The sequence below is a fragment of the Sphingobacterium sp. MYb382 genome (assembly GCF_037572665.1).
Taxonomy (GTDB): Bacteria; Bacteroidota; Bacteroidia; order Sphingobacteriales; family Sphingobacteriaceae; genus Sphingobacterium.
Genome location: NZ_JBBGZT010000028.1, coordinates 442,479 through 457,107, shown reverse-complemented (window position 1 = coordinate 457,107; position 14,629 = coordinate 442,479). Strand labels below are relative to the sequence as shown.

The window sequence follows — 14,629 nt, the reverse complement described above, 5'->3', positions numbered from 1 at the left end:
ATTTGATACTTCAGTACAATCGGAACTTTTAGTAGTTTTACTTCGAAAAAATTAAAGTATGGATATCTATCAACTCAAAAGCTTTAAAACAATAGTCGATAAAGGGAACTTCCAAGATGCAGCAACGGAACTTAACTATTCGCTTTCGGCAATCAGCTATCAGATGCAGCAGCTGGAGAATGAGCTCAAATTTCCACTTTTCGAAAAGATTGGCCGACGGATGTTTCCTACTGAACAGGCTTTGAAGCTTATCCCTCATATCAAGAAAATTGAGGAAGAAATCAAACAGATTTATCTACTTAACTCCAAAACGGACGAGGTAGATGGTAGCCTTAATATTTCTGTTTCCGACAGTCTGCTGACCTACGTGATTCAGCCCGTGCTCAAAGAATTTGTTGAGCGTGCACCTGACGTAAAACTGAAACTTAAAGTAAAGAACTGCTATGAGGTACAAAAAGATATCATACGTAATGATATTGACCTCGGTATCCATTATCAAGTGGAAGGTTATGATGCTAAAATACATATTCAAGAGCTTGCTCAATTTTCGGTCGGATTGATGGCTTCGCCCAATTTCCCAGAGCAGGACCGCGACTTCGATAGCGAAAATCAAAGCAAGAATTTCTCTATCATCAACAACGACCCGAATGGTATCTATCAAGGTTTTTTCGATAGCTACCTAAAGAAGAAAAATATAAAAACCGAACAACGCATTGAATTATGGAGCATCGAAGCCATAAAGAAAAGTATTGCTAACAACCTTGGTATTGCCTGCATACCTCATTTTGTGGTGCAAGAGGAGCTCGACAATGCAGAAATTATGGAGATTCCGGTGCAAGATTTTAAGCATACGATTACGGCTATCGTAGCCTACCATCAACATAAATGGTTAAGCCCTGCCATGAATCTTTTCCTCGAAATTTTAACGGACTATATGGAGAAATTAAACATTAATAAAGCCTCTTAAACATACGACTCCACTGGAGTCGACAACCTCTTCTATACACATCTATACACATACGACTCCGCTGGAGTCGACACTTGCCTTCTAAATTACCCCAACGAGGTAACATATTTATAGCAACCATATTGGTTGTGAAACCGCCCCCAGCGGGGTCGCATATAAAATTTAAGCTGGAAGAATCCTTTAATTTGTTGTATATCCCGTTTATCGAAAATTATAAAACTTCTATACACATCTATACATATACGACTCCACTGGAGTCGTCACTTGCCTTCTAAATTACCCCAACGAGGTAACATATTTATAGCAACCATATTGGTTGTGAAACCGCCCCCAGCGGGGTCGCATATAGAATTTAAGCTAATGAAATCCTTTATTTTGTTGGATATTCCTTTTATCGAAGATTATAAACCTTCTATACACATCTATACATATACGACTCCGCCGGAGTCGTCACTTGCCTTCTAAATTACCCCGGCGGGGTAACATATTTATAGCAAACATATTGATTGTAAAACCGACCCCGGCGGGGTCGAATATAGAATTTAAGCTTGTGTGGAATCACTCAGCTTTTTATTGTTGCTTAGATGACTTGCTGTGCTTTGTTGGAGTGGTTGCGCTAGGGATTGGAGCAACTGTCTGAGCTCTTTTGTTTTTGGGCGGAAGGGAGCCTTCGGCGGACTGATGCACTAAACAAAAAGCGAGTGCGTAAAGCCCGCCACTCGGGGTGTCTCTAAAAAACACCCCGAGCGGAGCGCCCAAAAGATATGCTTTATCCGCGTGGGATATAGGTAGCAAGGTCGCGTTCGACACCAACATCGCTATGCGCTAAGGCTTCGGCGATGCGCTTACGCTCCTCGGCATTTTTATTTTGACTGACCTTCTTTTGCCCTTGCAGGTCGGTTACCTCGATTTCGAAGGCCACCATACCTCGTAGCATGCCTAAGCGATATTTGTCGGAAAGGCTATTCCACTGGGCCAAATAGGCTGGTTCGTAAAACTGTATAGCTTCTTCCAACACTTTTAGTTTTGCCTCCTCTTCTTGGATGAGCGTGGCGGTGCCATAGGCGTGTATGGCGACATAATCCCAGGTTGGCACGGACTCTTCCTTATCATAATGACTGGGCGAAATATAGGCGTGCGGCTCTGTAAAGATGACCAAAGACGGCTTCTCGGAAAGGTATTTTACTTGCTCATTGGCTACCGCGAAATGGGAGCGCAGAAGGAGCTTATCGCCACTATCATCAACGAAAAAGGGCAACTGGGTGGCGATGGGCATGTTTCCTTTAATGGTAACTATCGTCGCAAAACTATACTGCTTCATAAAAGCTACCTGCTCGGGCTGATTGTCGAATATAAAACTGCGCGGCACATACATAGAAATAATGGTTTAGGGATTAAAATCTAGTGAATCTCTCGATACAAGATAGTTTATTTTTCAGAAACTGCTTATTTATTTTTTGAAAAATGGGGTTCAAAACTAAATGCATTCTTGTGTTTTTCTTTGGGCTATTTTTGATAAATTAGCATCCTCCTAAAGAAGGTGTTATGCAAGATTTACGTTATAGAGATGCTGTAGAGCAGGATTTAGAAAAAATCGTGGCGATTTATAATTCGACCATTGCCTCGCGCATGGTGACGGCCGACACGGAGCCGGTGACTGTTGCTAGCCGCCAGAAATGGTTTTCGGAGCACAACCCTACCCTTCGTCCGCTATGGATGATTTCTGATGCTGACAATCGGATTGTGGGCTGGGTAAGTTTTCAGGATTTCTATGGTCGCCCTGCTTATCGTGGCACGGCTGAAATAAGCATCTACCTGGATGAAAGCTGCCGTGGCAAGGGTTATGGCAAGGCTGTTCTTGCGCATTGCTTGAACGAGGCTCCGAAACACGAGATTAAAACATTGTTGGGTTTTATCTTTTCGCACAATCTGCCGAGCATAAAACTATTTCAACATTTTGGGTTTACAGAGTGGGCTCACCTTCCCGACATTGCGGTGCTTGATGAACAAGAGCGAAGTCTGTCTATCTTAGGAAAACGATTGGTTCCTTAGCACCTATCTCTTATGGTCGGTTGATGCTGAATCGGTACTCATCATAGTACTCTCCTTCTTTGAGCGTGGACTGTGCAAGAATTGCTTCTTCGGTAAAGCCTACTTTTTCCAAAACCCGCATGGATGCTGGATTATAGGCGAATACATAGGCATATACTTTCTGGAAATTGAGCTCTTGGAAAGCATATGCTAGCAGCTGCTGCGCCGCCGCCGTTGCGAATCCTTTGCCCCAAAAGGGCTCTCCTAGCCAATATCCTAATTCGGCGGCTCCTTCTCCTTCATGGGGAATAATACTGCCTACGCCTATAAAGGTATCATCGTCAAAAAGGGCAAATACGGTACCTAAATCGCCTGTGGTGACCAAATCTTTAAAATATTGCGCATCGGCCAAGGTGTACGGATGCGGAAAGGAATCTCTTAAGTTGCGAGCAACAGCATAATTATCTGCTAGACGTTGTATTTCTGGCGATGAAACATTGGCTAAGGATTTCAGTTTAATCATAGACTATTGCTTTATTTATACTAAAATACGAGCTATTAATCATATTCGTGTTATACCGTCTGAAAAATCGTAGGTAAGGTTGTTCATCTACGACTCTTTTTTGAGATATGGCTCTTAATTATTGCATACTATATGTATGCTTCATCTGTGCTTCAACTATGCTTCATCTCCCCTAGTGCTATAGCTGAAAACATTGCCCGTAGATTATAATAAATTGTATACTAAAATGATTTTCTATTGGTAACGAAAGGTATATCTCAAATAGATTAAAAAGGCAATACCTACACTTTTAAAATCATAAATTTCAATACTTTGGTTTTGAGAAGGAGCTAAATCACCTACAATCTGCGAGTCATAGTTGTAAAAAAAGCGCTTCGCTTCTACAGCAGTAATTGCTATAAAAACGCTGCATATTACGGTTTCCCGTAGCTACTTATAGATTTAAAGGTTACTTTTGTGCGATTTTTAACCGTATATACAACACGCTTGTATTCCCTTACTATAACGTAGCTCGCTGAGCTACTTTCGATTAAGCTTAAATTATTAAAAAAGGTTTGTCTTTCGCTATCTCCTATAGTGCTAAGCTCATTTTGCTTTTTTAACACAACAGAAACATTATTATTAATTATTTTTATGAAAAAAAACACCATTAAATTATTAACTATCGCTACTCTAGCGACAACAACTTTATTCACTTCATGCTACACGTCTAAAATTGCTCACGGCAACTTGACAGTAGAATCACCAGTAGTGGAAGTAAACAGCAAAAAACAACATGCACTTATCAGTGGTTTAATTCCGTTGAAACCAGGCTACAAAGCGACTGACTTTGTTGGTAACAAAGAAAACTACATCACTAAGCACCAAATGACTTTCGTTGACGGTTTATTAGGCGTTATCACTTTTGGTATTTATACACCTACAACGGTATTCTTTTACGTGCCTTTAGACTCGAAATAATCGACCTTTCGCGATACGCATAAAATCAAAAATCCAGTATACATACTGTCGTTGATACGGTATGCATACTGGATTATTTTTTTCTTTCACCCTCTATATTTAGGCGTTCAAGAGTTCTATTTCGCGCTTAGTAAGCTATTAATCTTTTGTTCAAATTCAGCTTTATAGTGTGTGAAATGTTCACCTGTTGCTGGGCCTGAGAAAGCGGTATTTATCTCATTGATGACACCTTTTTTATCGATAATGATACTCGTCGGGAATACTTTAACATCAGTAATCTGTGGCAATGTTTTCTCCGTACGTTTCGGGTCGCCAACGGCTACTCCGGTGTTAAGCATCGGATATTCTACCTTAAACTGCTCCTGAAAGCGAGCAAGGCTCTTTCTTGAGCGTTCCTCGTCGGTCGTCAATTCGTAGGCTAGGGCAATCACTTCTATGCCACGTGCTTTATTTTTGTGGTAATATTCACTTAAGAAAGCCATCTCATCCATACAGTTGGGGCACCATGAGCCCATCAGTTGAATGATAACCACTTTGTCTTTATAGCGGTCGCTAGGAAAAGAAACGGTCTTTCCATCGAGGTCTTTAAAACTAAAATTGAGTCGGCCATCGCTATCTTCCTTTACTTGGGTAATAGGAGCTTCCAACTTGGCTTTAGCGTCCTGTACCGCTGTCCAACTCTCTGTCGATGTCCCACCACTGTAGAAATTACCATTTAGCTGTCCGTTTTGAACTTTAGCGGTAAATAGCAGGGCATGAATACCATCAAACGTAGAGAAAGCTAAGGAATCACCATTTACGATACCATCTAGGTAGCGATAATCTCCTGATGGGGTAAGCACCGAACCACGCAACACTTGTCCCTTTTGGGTGAACTCGCCTAAGGCAGCTCTTTTGGAACCATTAGCTCTTGTAAAGTCTATTTTCCATCTTCCTTGCGCATTGGCAGGTTTTGTTCCTTTCGCTATTGGAAAACGATTTTTACCTGCTACAGCAACAAAAGGAATGACGGCATCTTTTTCTGTCCCCCCTTTTACCCACACGCCGCTTAAACTATCTTTCCCTATCAATTTGACCCGAAAAGAAGACTCAAAGACAGGCATACGAATCAATAAAGAGTCTTTTCCTAATGCTGTGGTCTCTGTTTTTAGACGCTCAGTACCATTAACCACATAAAAATCTGTTTTTCCCTTTTGGGTTTTCACATCCAGTTCAAAAGGAATATGATGGCCATCTGCGCGTAATAACTTAGCATTCCATTTCCCTTGCTGCACTTGCGCCGATGCCAATAGCGAAAACAAGAGCCCTACCCCTAAAAGTCCATATTGTTTTTTCATGATGTCTTACTAAATCATTAAGTATTGCGTTTTTTAAACGAGTCATTTATTAAGCGTAGACTTCGAATGATGGAATGCATCTTATCCTGCTCTTAAATAACCCGAGCAAGGTAGGAATTTGTTTGAAAAGGATGCTAGGCATAACAAAAATATGACATCTAGCTGTTCTACCAATTTAATAGATATTTAAACAAAAGTGGTTCGCAAATTTAGTGCATCTCTTTATCAAGCTTATAGCTATCCTCTAAAAAATGATACTTCACAATCTTGCCATCAACAACTTTAATGATGACGATAAACTCGGTTTCAAATACCTTATCGTACTTCAAAATTTTGGATGCCAAATTGCCTACTACGGTTGCATTTTCACCTTGGACGGCTATAAAATCTATTTCAAATTTTTCGGAGGCTACATTTTCATGAAGCACTTTAAAGAAGCCTTCTATTTCTACTTTTGTCTGGCGCTTACCTACCCAAGGGAATTTGCTTGTATTCCCTGGTAAGTCCCAGTCTACTTGTTCCGCAAAGAAATCACTCAACACACCTTCTTTTTTGCCAAACTGTACTGCGTAAAGATTGTCAACAACCTCACGTGTAGAAGGTACAGGGGTCTCATCAGCCGGTTTGTATACATTTCTAAAGCTTGCTACCCTTTCACTATCTGCGGAGGTGAAATCAGGGTCTACATACACATGCATACGCTTAATCAAATTACCTTCAAATTCAAATACACTGCTAAACTTCCCAAAAGCGATGGTGCCATCGGGCCACTCTTCTCCCGTTTGGGTGCGTCCATTTTCTATACCTTCAACGATTATAGCATCATCAGAAATATGGTAGTTAAACTTTGCGGTATCGAAAGATAAACGCTGTAAATTCTTTCCAATTACTTTTCCAAGATTACGAATTCCCTCTTTCCCATTTTCGAACCCGAATTTCGGAAAGTACAGCTCCACATCTTCCGTAAAGAGGTTAAAGTAGGCTACATCGAAGGCTCCCTCTTGTACCTTTGCGAAATAAGTATGCACTTGTTCTTTTCGTTGTTCCTTTAAATTTGTCTGTTCCATTGTGTTTTGTTTTAATTTTTGCTGTCCATAAACCATGCTATTAAGGAATAAGCAGCACAGGATTCCTATTATTTTAATATTCATTTTTATTTTAAACCAATTGTTCCAGAATTAGATAAAAAATTTTATTTACGTAGTTGTTCTATAAAAAAATCAACCATCTCATTGACTTCAGCTTTACTTTGATTCAAGATATAGTGGCTCCAGAAGCTGCTAAAGTTAGAAAGCACATAGCGGGCAATCACCGCAGATGAGCTGGTACTTTTAATATCGCCATCTGCTTGCGCTTGGGCAATTGTTTTTTCTAAAATACGTAGTAGGTCTGCTCCCCTTGTCAGCAGCAGCTGTTTGACAGCTTTATCGCTAGCCGCCAACTCAAAAATAGTGTTGACAATCAAGCAGGCTTTGTTATCAGTCAAAGTTTGATGAACGACATCACGCACAATATACACTAAGGCATCGATAGCTCTGGACTTTACCAAGGACGCTTTATAATATTGATCTTTTTTGAAATCTGCATAATTGTCTAAGCATTTTAAAAATAAATCTTGCTTGCTACCGTAGCTATTGTAGATGCTACTCCTATTCAAATTCATGGCCGCCACGATATCGTGCACGGAGGTTGCATGATATCCTTTTTCCCAAAAAAGATTTCGTGCAGCTTCTAGTTTTTCGGTGTAATCAAATTCTACATTCCTTGCCATGGCACAAAGATATATTCTAAACCAATCGTTTCAAAATTATTTTATGTAATATTCCTGTAAAATCAAGATTGTTGGTGACAGGAAATACGTGACGAAAAAACGGCATCATCTTTTCGCCATTCTAGATGATACCCATTAGTGAAACCTATTTAGATGCAATTACAAAAGCATTTAATTTAAATAGTTTACCATCGCGGAATTGCCAAACGTCGCAATAGTCAAAAGATTCCATTTCTCCACCTTTATTCATCAGGCTTATTTTACCTACAGCAGTTACAAAATCATCTTCAGAAATGAAGGTATCTACCTGAAAAACTGGCGGTTTAACATATGCTTTTGCCATATACGCTCTCACAGCCTCTTTTCCAACCAAGGTCTCATCGCCTACAAATGTCCAAACCGTATCTTCACTACAAAAAGATAGAAAACCCTCGTAATCACCAGCTGTAACTGCAGCATTTGCTTTTATCAAAATAGCTTTATTATTGTCCTTCATAACAGTTTATCCTCAAATATTTGTTTAATTTCTATTCTATTTCGTCTATCTTCTACCTGCCTAAAATACAGGTAGAACGATTTTGTCCTCCCCAACAATTTATACGACTATTAAGTATAAAATGGATTATAAAATATCGCTATTAATCAGCACTTAAAAGAAAACTGCTAATTCAGAAAATCTACAACTTCATAGTTTCCATCATAATATTTTTCCAGCAACTCTTTAATGTAATATTTATGCTGAACTCCGGTTAGCACTACGATTTTCGCCCCCTTATGTTCAAATGATTTTTTAATAATATTTAATGCCATTGTGTTATTCCTTACATCCCAGAAGTTACACCATAGTTGATAACCTTCTCTGTACGAGATTTTTTCGCCATTGGGCTTCACCAGAAATCGTTTTGCAAAAACATCTTCAGAGTTTGTAATTTTTGGCAACTCCTGGTGCTGCACATGTTGACGGTATCTATTTAACGTTTCAAACTCTATCGAGTTCAAGTCTTTAAAATCTTTTTCTGAAAAACGAAGTAATGCCTCATTAGCCTCTTTATACTTTGCGTAAATTTTGGCATTAGGTTCACTAAGTAGTTTTTCTTGGTATAAAGAATCTAGAAGTTTGATTGTTAAATTGTCTGTAGGTGTCATACCATTACTTTTTCGATATGAATTTCTCCCTTCAAACTCAAATGGTAAGTTCAATGTTTTTGGATACTTTTTCAGATACATCGCGGTAGCATTATGCTCATTAGAATTAGGTCTGATGTCCTTAAAGTAATTTGCTATTTGTTCGCTATCGTTTTCTTGCAATAAAATATCAGGTTTTATTTGGTCTAATATTTCAAAAAGCATTCTCGGAGTTAGTACGGAAGAAGAATCGTGCACTGTTCCGATAATATACAGTTTTGTTTTATCGACACTTTGAGAAAAGGATAAATTGAAAACTAAAATCAACAAGATTGAAAGTAAATATCTCATGTATTAACGGTGTTTGGTTTAAATTAACGGGTATTTTTAGGGTAGATGTTATATATATTAGACTGCAAATCTAAAAAAATATAGCTAAAATAATATAAGGTAGATAAAGGCCATCCTTCAGATAAATTCCAAACCAATAGTTTCAAAATAAAAAATACAACGACCTTTTATCTTAGGAAGAAAAGTTGTTCTTAACTGTTTGGACAGTAACTTTTGAATGTTAGCATCGTAGCTTCTGGCAAAACAGTCAACTAGAAGAGGATGATTCTTTTTTGTATCTTTAAAGCTGTAACCAAAGCTTTGTACAAACAATCGCCTTATGGGGATAAAATCTGCCGATCTATTACGTAATAATTTTCTAGGGAAAGCCTTTTTTTTACCCGAAGAATTGGATTTGATTTTAGAACGGGGCCAGTTCAAAAAAGTAAAAAAACGTAAAGAACTATTTGTAGAAGGAAGCATACCACAACAGGTAATCTACGTCTTAAAAGGTTTATTGCGCATGTATGTTACTGGTGCAGATGACAAGATTTTCACACTGGAATTTGCCTCCGAAGACAACTGGATGGCAGATTTAAAGTCTGTATATTCCCGCTCCACATCACAGGTATCCATTGAAGCACTAGAAGATTCAGAGATCTTTGTTTTACATCCAGACGATGTACAATTCTTACATAAGCAGATTCCGGCTCTAGTCAACTTCAGCAGGCTCAATGCAGAGGAAAAATATAACAACCTCCTGCATCGCATGCTACATGTAAATAACATAAGCTATACGGCTTCTCAGCGGCTGGACTATTTTGAAGAACTCTATCCTCAACTCATTGAACGTATTCCTGCTTATGTAGTCGCTTCTTTTCTTGGCATTAGTGAAGAAACATATTTCCGTTTGCGTAAAAAGCGTAGCTAATTGCTTATACAAAAAATTTACAAATATAAACTTTTCAGCTTATCATCTATCCTTTTTTACGGCTTTGCTTTTCAATACCTTGTTGCTACATAAAACAAGATTTATTATGTTATTAAAAGGTAAAAACATTGTGGCTACGGGCGTAGCGACAGGTATCGGGCAGGGCACAGCTTTGGTACTGGCAAGAGAGGGTGCAAATCTATTATTGTGCGACCTCAGCGTCGAAGCAATGGCGGAAACACTAGCTCTTGTACAGCCTTATGGCGGGCATTATCACTGTCTACAGGTGGATGTTTCTAAGAAAGAAAATATTGAAAACATGGTCGCCAAAGCCGTTGAGCTATTTGGTTCCTTAGATGGCGCTTTCAATAATGCGGGTATCTCGGGTGCAACAGCTCCTCTTGATGAATATCCTGATGAAGATTTCGAGCGTGTGATGGATACCAACCTAAGATCTATCTGGTGGAGCCTGAAAAGTCAAATTAATGTGATGATGGGACAAGAAACTAAAGGCGCTATTGTGAACACGGCTAGTGTTGGTGCTATCGTAGGTAAACCTGGTATTTCAGCCTATATCGCTTCCAAGCATGCTGTATCAGGTTTAACAAAAAATGCAGCGTTGGAATACGGAAAGTTTGGTGTGCGGGTCAATGCTGTATGTCCCGGTGTCATTCGTACCCCTATGCTGGATAGTTTAATTAAAAGTGGGAAAGTAGGATCCGAAGCCGATTGGAATGCTATACAGCCGATTGGACGCTTAGGCACGACTGAGGAGATTGGTGAAGCAGTTGCTTGGTTACTTTCCGACCGTTCTTCTTTAATCCATGGACAATCCATCGTTTTAGATGGCGGATTTACGGTTTCATAAATACTATAAAAAACAAAGGAGAAGCAAATACTTCTCCTTTGTTTTTAGTCCCAAACGCCATTACCAAGGGTCAGAATTTCTGGAATGCCGTCGGTAACGATAATGGTATGCTCGTGTTGAACAGCAAAACCGCCTTTATCGCCCACCATGGTAAAGCCGTCTGTTAAATCTTCAGCCCATGAAGAATGAGTATTGATAAATGTCTCGATAGCGACCACAGAGCCTTTACGAAAACGTCTTTTATCTCCCGGTTCTTTACAGTTTAGGATAGCCTCTGGCTGTTCGTGTAGACCACGGCCAATGCCATGACCACCCAAATTTTTGATTACTTTATACCCTTGCTTCTTCGCTTCACGCTCAATCATTGCTCCAATATCACTAATAAGAACACCACCTTTAATCGCGTAAATAGCCTTTTTGAGGATATCTTTGGAAGCTTCTACTAACTTTTGTTGTTGATTTATATCTTCTCCAACGATTATGGAGCATCCGTTATCGGAATAGAAACCGTTCAGTTCGGCCGATACGTCGATATTCAATACATCGCCTTCCTGAAGAATACGCGTATCGGATGGAATACCGTGACATACCTCATTATTCACAGAAATACAGGCATGACCTGGAAATTTATACACCAAAGCGGGTGCCGAACGTGCGCCATACTGCGCTAGAATACTACCGCCAAAATCATCCAACTCTTTGGTGCTCATACCTGGAGCAGCATAGGCCAACATTTGTTTTAAAGTTTGTGCTACCGCCGTACTAATGGCGCGCATGCCCGCCAATTCTTTATCGTCTTGTATAATCATTGATGTCTCGCTTAAAGAAGACAAAGATAAGGGCAAAATGGGAGCTTCGAAAGTATAAAATGGATATTTGATAGAGGTATTACATGAATGCTATATCTGAGCCTTTTCATCTACGATAAGGCATTGGTTTACCATCCCCTCTAAAAGTTCCTTAAAAGATTGTTGGGTCTGTGTTGTTTTAACGCTAAGCCCAAAGAAAGGTCGTCCCATACCATGAGTGTATAAAAATTGAAAATTTATAGCGCCTATAAGCAAAGAAAAAACGGAGCATAAAGGGATGGTTTGTTTTTTCAAAAATGGTTCTAAACGTTCAAAGAAAACAGAAATTGCCTCCTCACGAATGGTATTTAAATTTCTCAAAACTTTATAATTGCCTACTAATTCTAACATCATCATTGTCGAATATTCGGAATTAACAATAAACCTATCAAAAAAACTATTCAGAAGCGCTTTGAGCAGTGCTACGACTTCTCCACTATCGCTCAGCATAACCGTATCGATATCTTGTAAGATATTCAACCAATAATCTTGATCTAGCAGGTATTCTACAATCAAACCATCAAAGGATCCAAAATAACGATAAATCAATTTTTTATCAAGATCTGCCTGTCTAGCGATGCTATTTACCCCTAAGAACATATAGCCCTTCGTATGTATAATCTCCCCTACCGCAGCAATTAACCTTTGCTGTGTTCGTATTTTATTACGTAACGGACCGTCTACAACTTTTCGTACCATGCTATTTTTTTGGAGGGAATAATAACTCTAGGGATCAGTAAGATTCTATATAATAATAGAAGAAAGAATGCAAGATTTTAATTAGCTATTTTTTTAATAAATCTTTCCTTTATGTCACCAGTTATGGGCTTAACGGTTACGATATTGAAAGAATAAGCGTATCACATAAAAGAATCTCCATCAGAAAGAGAATCCTCAACGAGCTTATTTACTTAAAGATACAAAAAAATAAACAAAATTTAAACTACTTGTTTTAAGTAGGATACTTAAAACATAAATACAAATCTTATGAAATATAAAATTAGCATTGCAATCCTAACAGTTAGCATTGCAATAGCATCTTGTAAAAAAGATGTAATTGAACACAAGGTAGAAGTCCCCTCCATTAATGAGACAAACTATGTAACCTTAAAATCAGGTGTCGTAGTTGAAAAAAGTGGCTCAGATTATTTATTACAGGGCGATATTCTGCTGACAGACGATCAGTTCAGGCTTCTTGATACGGAAGGCATTTTAGAACGACCTAATGAAAACAACAGCACTTTTCATAATCAAATTCAAGTTGCTGGAATATCAGGAACCTCCTCAATACCAAGAAGTCAAAATAAGAGTGTAGGAGTTCACCCTTATGAAAATAGAATGTGGGCGATGGTCAGATATGTTGTCAACCCTAATTTAAGTTGGGGAGCAAGACAAAGCTTATCAGAAGCTTTATTAGAAATTGAAGCGACGACAAATATTCGCTTTTACAATGCGACGGGCAAACCGGTATATGACAGTCAATACAACTTTTACTACCCTTACATTGAGTTTTTTCACGCAACAGGAACAACTGGCTGGAACAAAGCCGGAAACAGATCTGCTGTAGGCCGATCTGATGCCATCAAGAATTATAGAGATCACGGAAGGAATGATGCTGGACAGTGGTTGAGTTTACAACAAGATTACTTTAATTTTTCGGTTCCAAAAAGTATCGTAATACATGAGGTTGGGCATGCGATAGGTTTGTATCACGAACATACAAGACCTGACAGAGACAATTTTATAACAGTACATCAAGATAGAATTAACCGAGACTTATTAGATGACGCTGGAATAAAAGCTAACTATGAACCTATTAAAGGCAATTACTACATGATTGGCAACTTAGACTTCAATTCAATTATGATGTATGGTGCTTTTGATTTTGCAAAAAACAAAAATATTCCTGTAATTACTTTAAAAGGAAGTGAGCAGACATATAGCAATAATGCTGAAAAATTATCTACCTCAGATAGAGCATACATAAATAGATTTTATCTACCCTACATTGCTCGATCTGATATTTATGCTGAATTGGCTCCTGTTGTTTATGACGCTAATAACAATGTATTAACACCGAATGAACGCCTAAACCTTCAAGCACGATTAAATAATGGCAATCCTTATCCCCCAAACTGCTGTAGAATACCAAACAGCCACACAAATCTTTAAAAAAAGAAAACGATAAGAAATTAGCTAGCAATTGAAGGTAAAAGGTTGGAAAAAATCCAACCTTTTACCTTCAATTGCTTACCCCCACTGCCATAAGCAAAGGAACCTATTTTTTAACCCTTTGATATTTCACCTTAACCCCCAGTCCTTCTTGAGTATAATACATAATAAGCTCTTGCTCATCTTTATCCAATGAAAAAGGAACCTCAGCACGATAATCGGTTGCTTGAGTATTGCTCAACTGTCTAAAAATAATAATGCTATCCTTAATGATAAAACTTCCCGACTTTGCAATTTTCAAGGGTGTATTGACAGCTATTTTTTCATAAAAATACTCACCAAACAATCCATTGCTTAAGCTTGGAAAATTACGAACAGCGAATACAACAACGTTACCTGTATCAATTTTCGTCCAAGCACCATTATTTTCTTTTTTTTCTATTTCTTTCCATACCAATCCGAAACTAAGTAATTCTGGAGGAGGGTTGATATAGTCTGGAGCTTTATCTTTCAAGCACCCCGAAAGAAGAAATAATAATAGTGTACTCAATAAAATATTTCTCATAATTAATCTCTTAATAGATTTAACAAATCAGTTTTGCCTAATCGAAGTAGGCGTCACACTAAGTTTATGGTATATTTCCATCGAGATGGTGACATATTACTTAGCTAATGAAAATCTTAAGATTATTTTAATGGGATTTAGAGCCTCCTACACAAGTAATTCAAACATATTCATTTACGTTAAAGCAAGCATTAAGAACAT

At 38.4% G+C, this 14,629-nt stretch carries 16 protein-coding genes; 6 read left to right on the top strand and 10 right to left on the bottom strand.

The window, feature by feature from the left end; genetic code table 11:
• Nucleotides 1-58 precede the first annotated feature (58 nt).
• Complete coding sequence (locus tag WH223_RS16515; RefSeq protein WP_340048885.1) at nt 59-967, top strand: LysR family transcriptional regulator; 909 nt, start codon at nt 59-61, stop codon at nt 965-967.
• Between the two features lie 769 nt (nt 968-1,736).
• Here the strand turns inward: WH223_RS16515 and WH223_RS16510 are convergent.
• Entirely contained in the window at nt 1,737-2,342 is a 606-nt protein-coding gene (locus WH223_RS16510; protein ID WP_340048884.1) for an FMN-binding negative transcriptional regulator, read from the bottom strand.
• A 170-nt stretch (nt 2,343-2,512) separates the two neighbouring features.
• Between WH223_RS16510 and WH223_RS16505 the strand changes: the two genes are divergently transcribed.
• Nucleotides 2,513-3,019 carry a GNAT family N-acetyltransferase gene (locus WH223_RS16505; protein WP_340048883.1) on the top strand — a complete coding sequence of 169 codons (507 nt, stop codon included), beginning with the start codon at nt 2,513-2,515 and terminating at the stop codon, nt 3,017-3,019.
• Nucleotides 3,020-3,029: 10 nt separating this feature from the next.
• Here WH223_RS16505 and WH223_RS16500 read toward each other — a convergent pair whose 3' ends face one another.
• A complete protein-coding gene (locus WH223_RS16500; RefSeq protein ID WP_340048882.1) occupies nt 3,030-3,521 on the bottom strand; it encodes a GNAT family N-acetyltransferase in 492 nt (163 codons plus the stop codon).
• Between the two features lie 633 nt (nt 3,522-4,154).
• Between WH223_RS16500 and WH223_RS16495 the strand changes: the two genes are divergently transcribed.
• Entirely contained in the window at nt 4,155-4,481 is a 327-nt protein-coding gene (locus WH223_RS16495; protein ID WP_340048881.1) for a Bor family protein, read from the top strand.
• 116 nt (nt 4,482-4,597) lie between these two features.
• Here WH223_RS16495 and WH223_RS16490 read toward each other — a convergent pair whose 3' ends face one another.
• From WH223_RS16490 to WH223_RS16470, 5 genes are all read right to left on the bottom strand, one after another.
• Nucleotides 4,598-5,818 (bottom strand): peroxiredoxin family protein, encoded by a 1,221-nt coding sequence (locus WH223_RS16490; protein ID WP_340048880.1) that lies wholly within the window; start codon nt 5,816-5,818, stop codon nt 4,598-4,600.
• Nucleotides 5,819-6,027: 209 nt separating this feature from the next.
• Nucleotides 6,028-6,885 (bottom strand): nuclear transport factor 2 family protein, encoded by an 858-nt coding sequence (locus tag WH223_RS16485; protein WP_340048878.1) that lies wholly within the window; start codon nt 6,883-6,885, stop codon nt 6,028-6,030.
• A gap of 125 nt (nt 6,886-7,010) precedes the next feature.
• Entirely contained in the window at nt 7,011-7,589 is a 579-nt protein-coding gene (locus WH223_RS16480; protein ID WP_340048876.1) for a TetR/AcrR family transcriptional regulator, read from the bottom strand.
• A 145-nt stretch (nt 7,590-7,734) separates the two neighbouring features.
• Nucleotides 7,735-8,085 carry a nuclear transport factor 2 family protein gene (locus WH223_RS16475; protein ID WP_340048874.1) on the bottom strand — a complete coding sequence of 117 codons (351 nt, stop codon included), beginning with the start codon at nt 8,083-8,085 and terminating at the stop codon, nt 7,735-7,737.
• A 167-nt stretch (nt 8,086-8,252) separates the two neighbouring features.
• On the bottom strand, nt 8,253-9,065 hold the full coding sequence (locus tag WH223_RS16470; protein ID WP_340048873.1) for a hypothetical protein: 813 nt from the start codon (nt 9,063-9,065) through the stop codon (nt 8,253-8,255).
• Between the two features lie 319 nt (nt 9,066-9,384).
• Here WH223_RS16470 and WH223_RS16465 point away from each other — a divergent pair, with 319 nt between their 5' ends.
• The gene (locus WH223_RS16465; protein WP_340048872.1) at nt 9,385-9,975 is read left to right on the top strand and encodes a Crp/Fnr family transcriptional regulator; all 591 of its coding nucleotides are present in this window, start codon (nt 9,385-9,387) and stop codon (nt 9,973-9,975) included.
• 106 nt (nt 9,976-10,081) lie between these two features.
• Entirely contained in the window at nt 10,082-10,843 is a 762-nt protein-coding gene (locus WH223_RS16460; RefSeq protein ID WP_340048871.1) for an SDR family NAD(P)-dependent oxidoreductase, read from the top strand.
• 44 nt (nt 10,844-10,887) lie between these two features.
• Here the strand turns inward: WH223_RS16460 and map are convergent, their stop codons facing one another.
• Entirely contained in the window at nt 10,888-11,652 is a 765-nt protein-coding gene (gene map, locus WH223_RS16455; RefSeq protein ID WP_340048870.1) for a type I methionyl aminopeptidase, read from the bottom strand.
• Nucleotides 11,653-11,742: 90 nt separating this feature from the next.
• On the bottom strand, nt 11,743-12,390 hold the full coding sequence (locus WH223_RS16450) for a TetR/AcrR family transcriptional regulator (RefSeq protein ID WP_340048869.1): 648 nt from the start codon (nt 12,388-12,390) through the stop codon (nt 11,743-11,745).
• Nucleotides 12,391-12,678: 288 nt separating this feature from the next.
• Between WH223_RS16450 and WH223_RS16445 the strand changes: the two genes are divergently transcribed.
• Nucleotides 12,679-13,863 (top strand): M12 family metallopeptidase, encoded by a 1,185-nt coding sequence (locus WH223_RS16445; protein WP_340048868.1) that lies wholly within the window; start codon nt 12,679-12,681, stop codon nt 13,861-13,863.
• A gap of 106 nt (nt 13,864-13,969) precedes the next feature.
• On the opposite strand, the gene WH223_RS16440 is transcribed toward WH223_RS16445, so the two are convergent.
• Entirely contained in the window at nt 13,970-14,428 is a 459-nt protein-coding gene (locus tag WH223_RS16440; RefSeq protein WP_340048867.1) for a hypothetical protein, read from the bottom strand.
• Between the last annotated feature and the right edge of the window lie 201 nt (nt 14,429-14,629).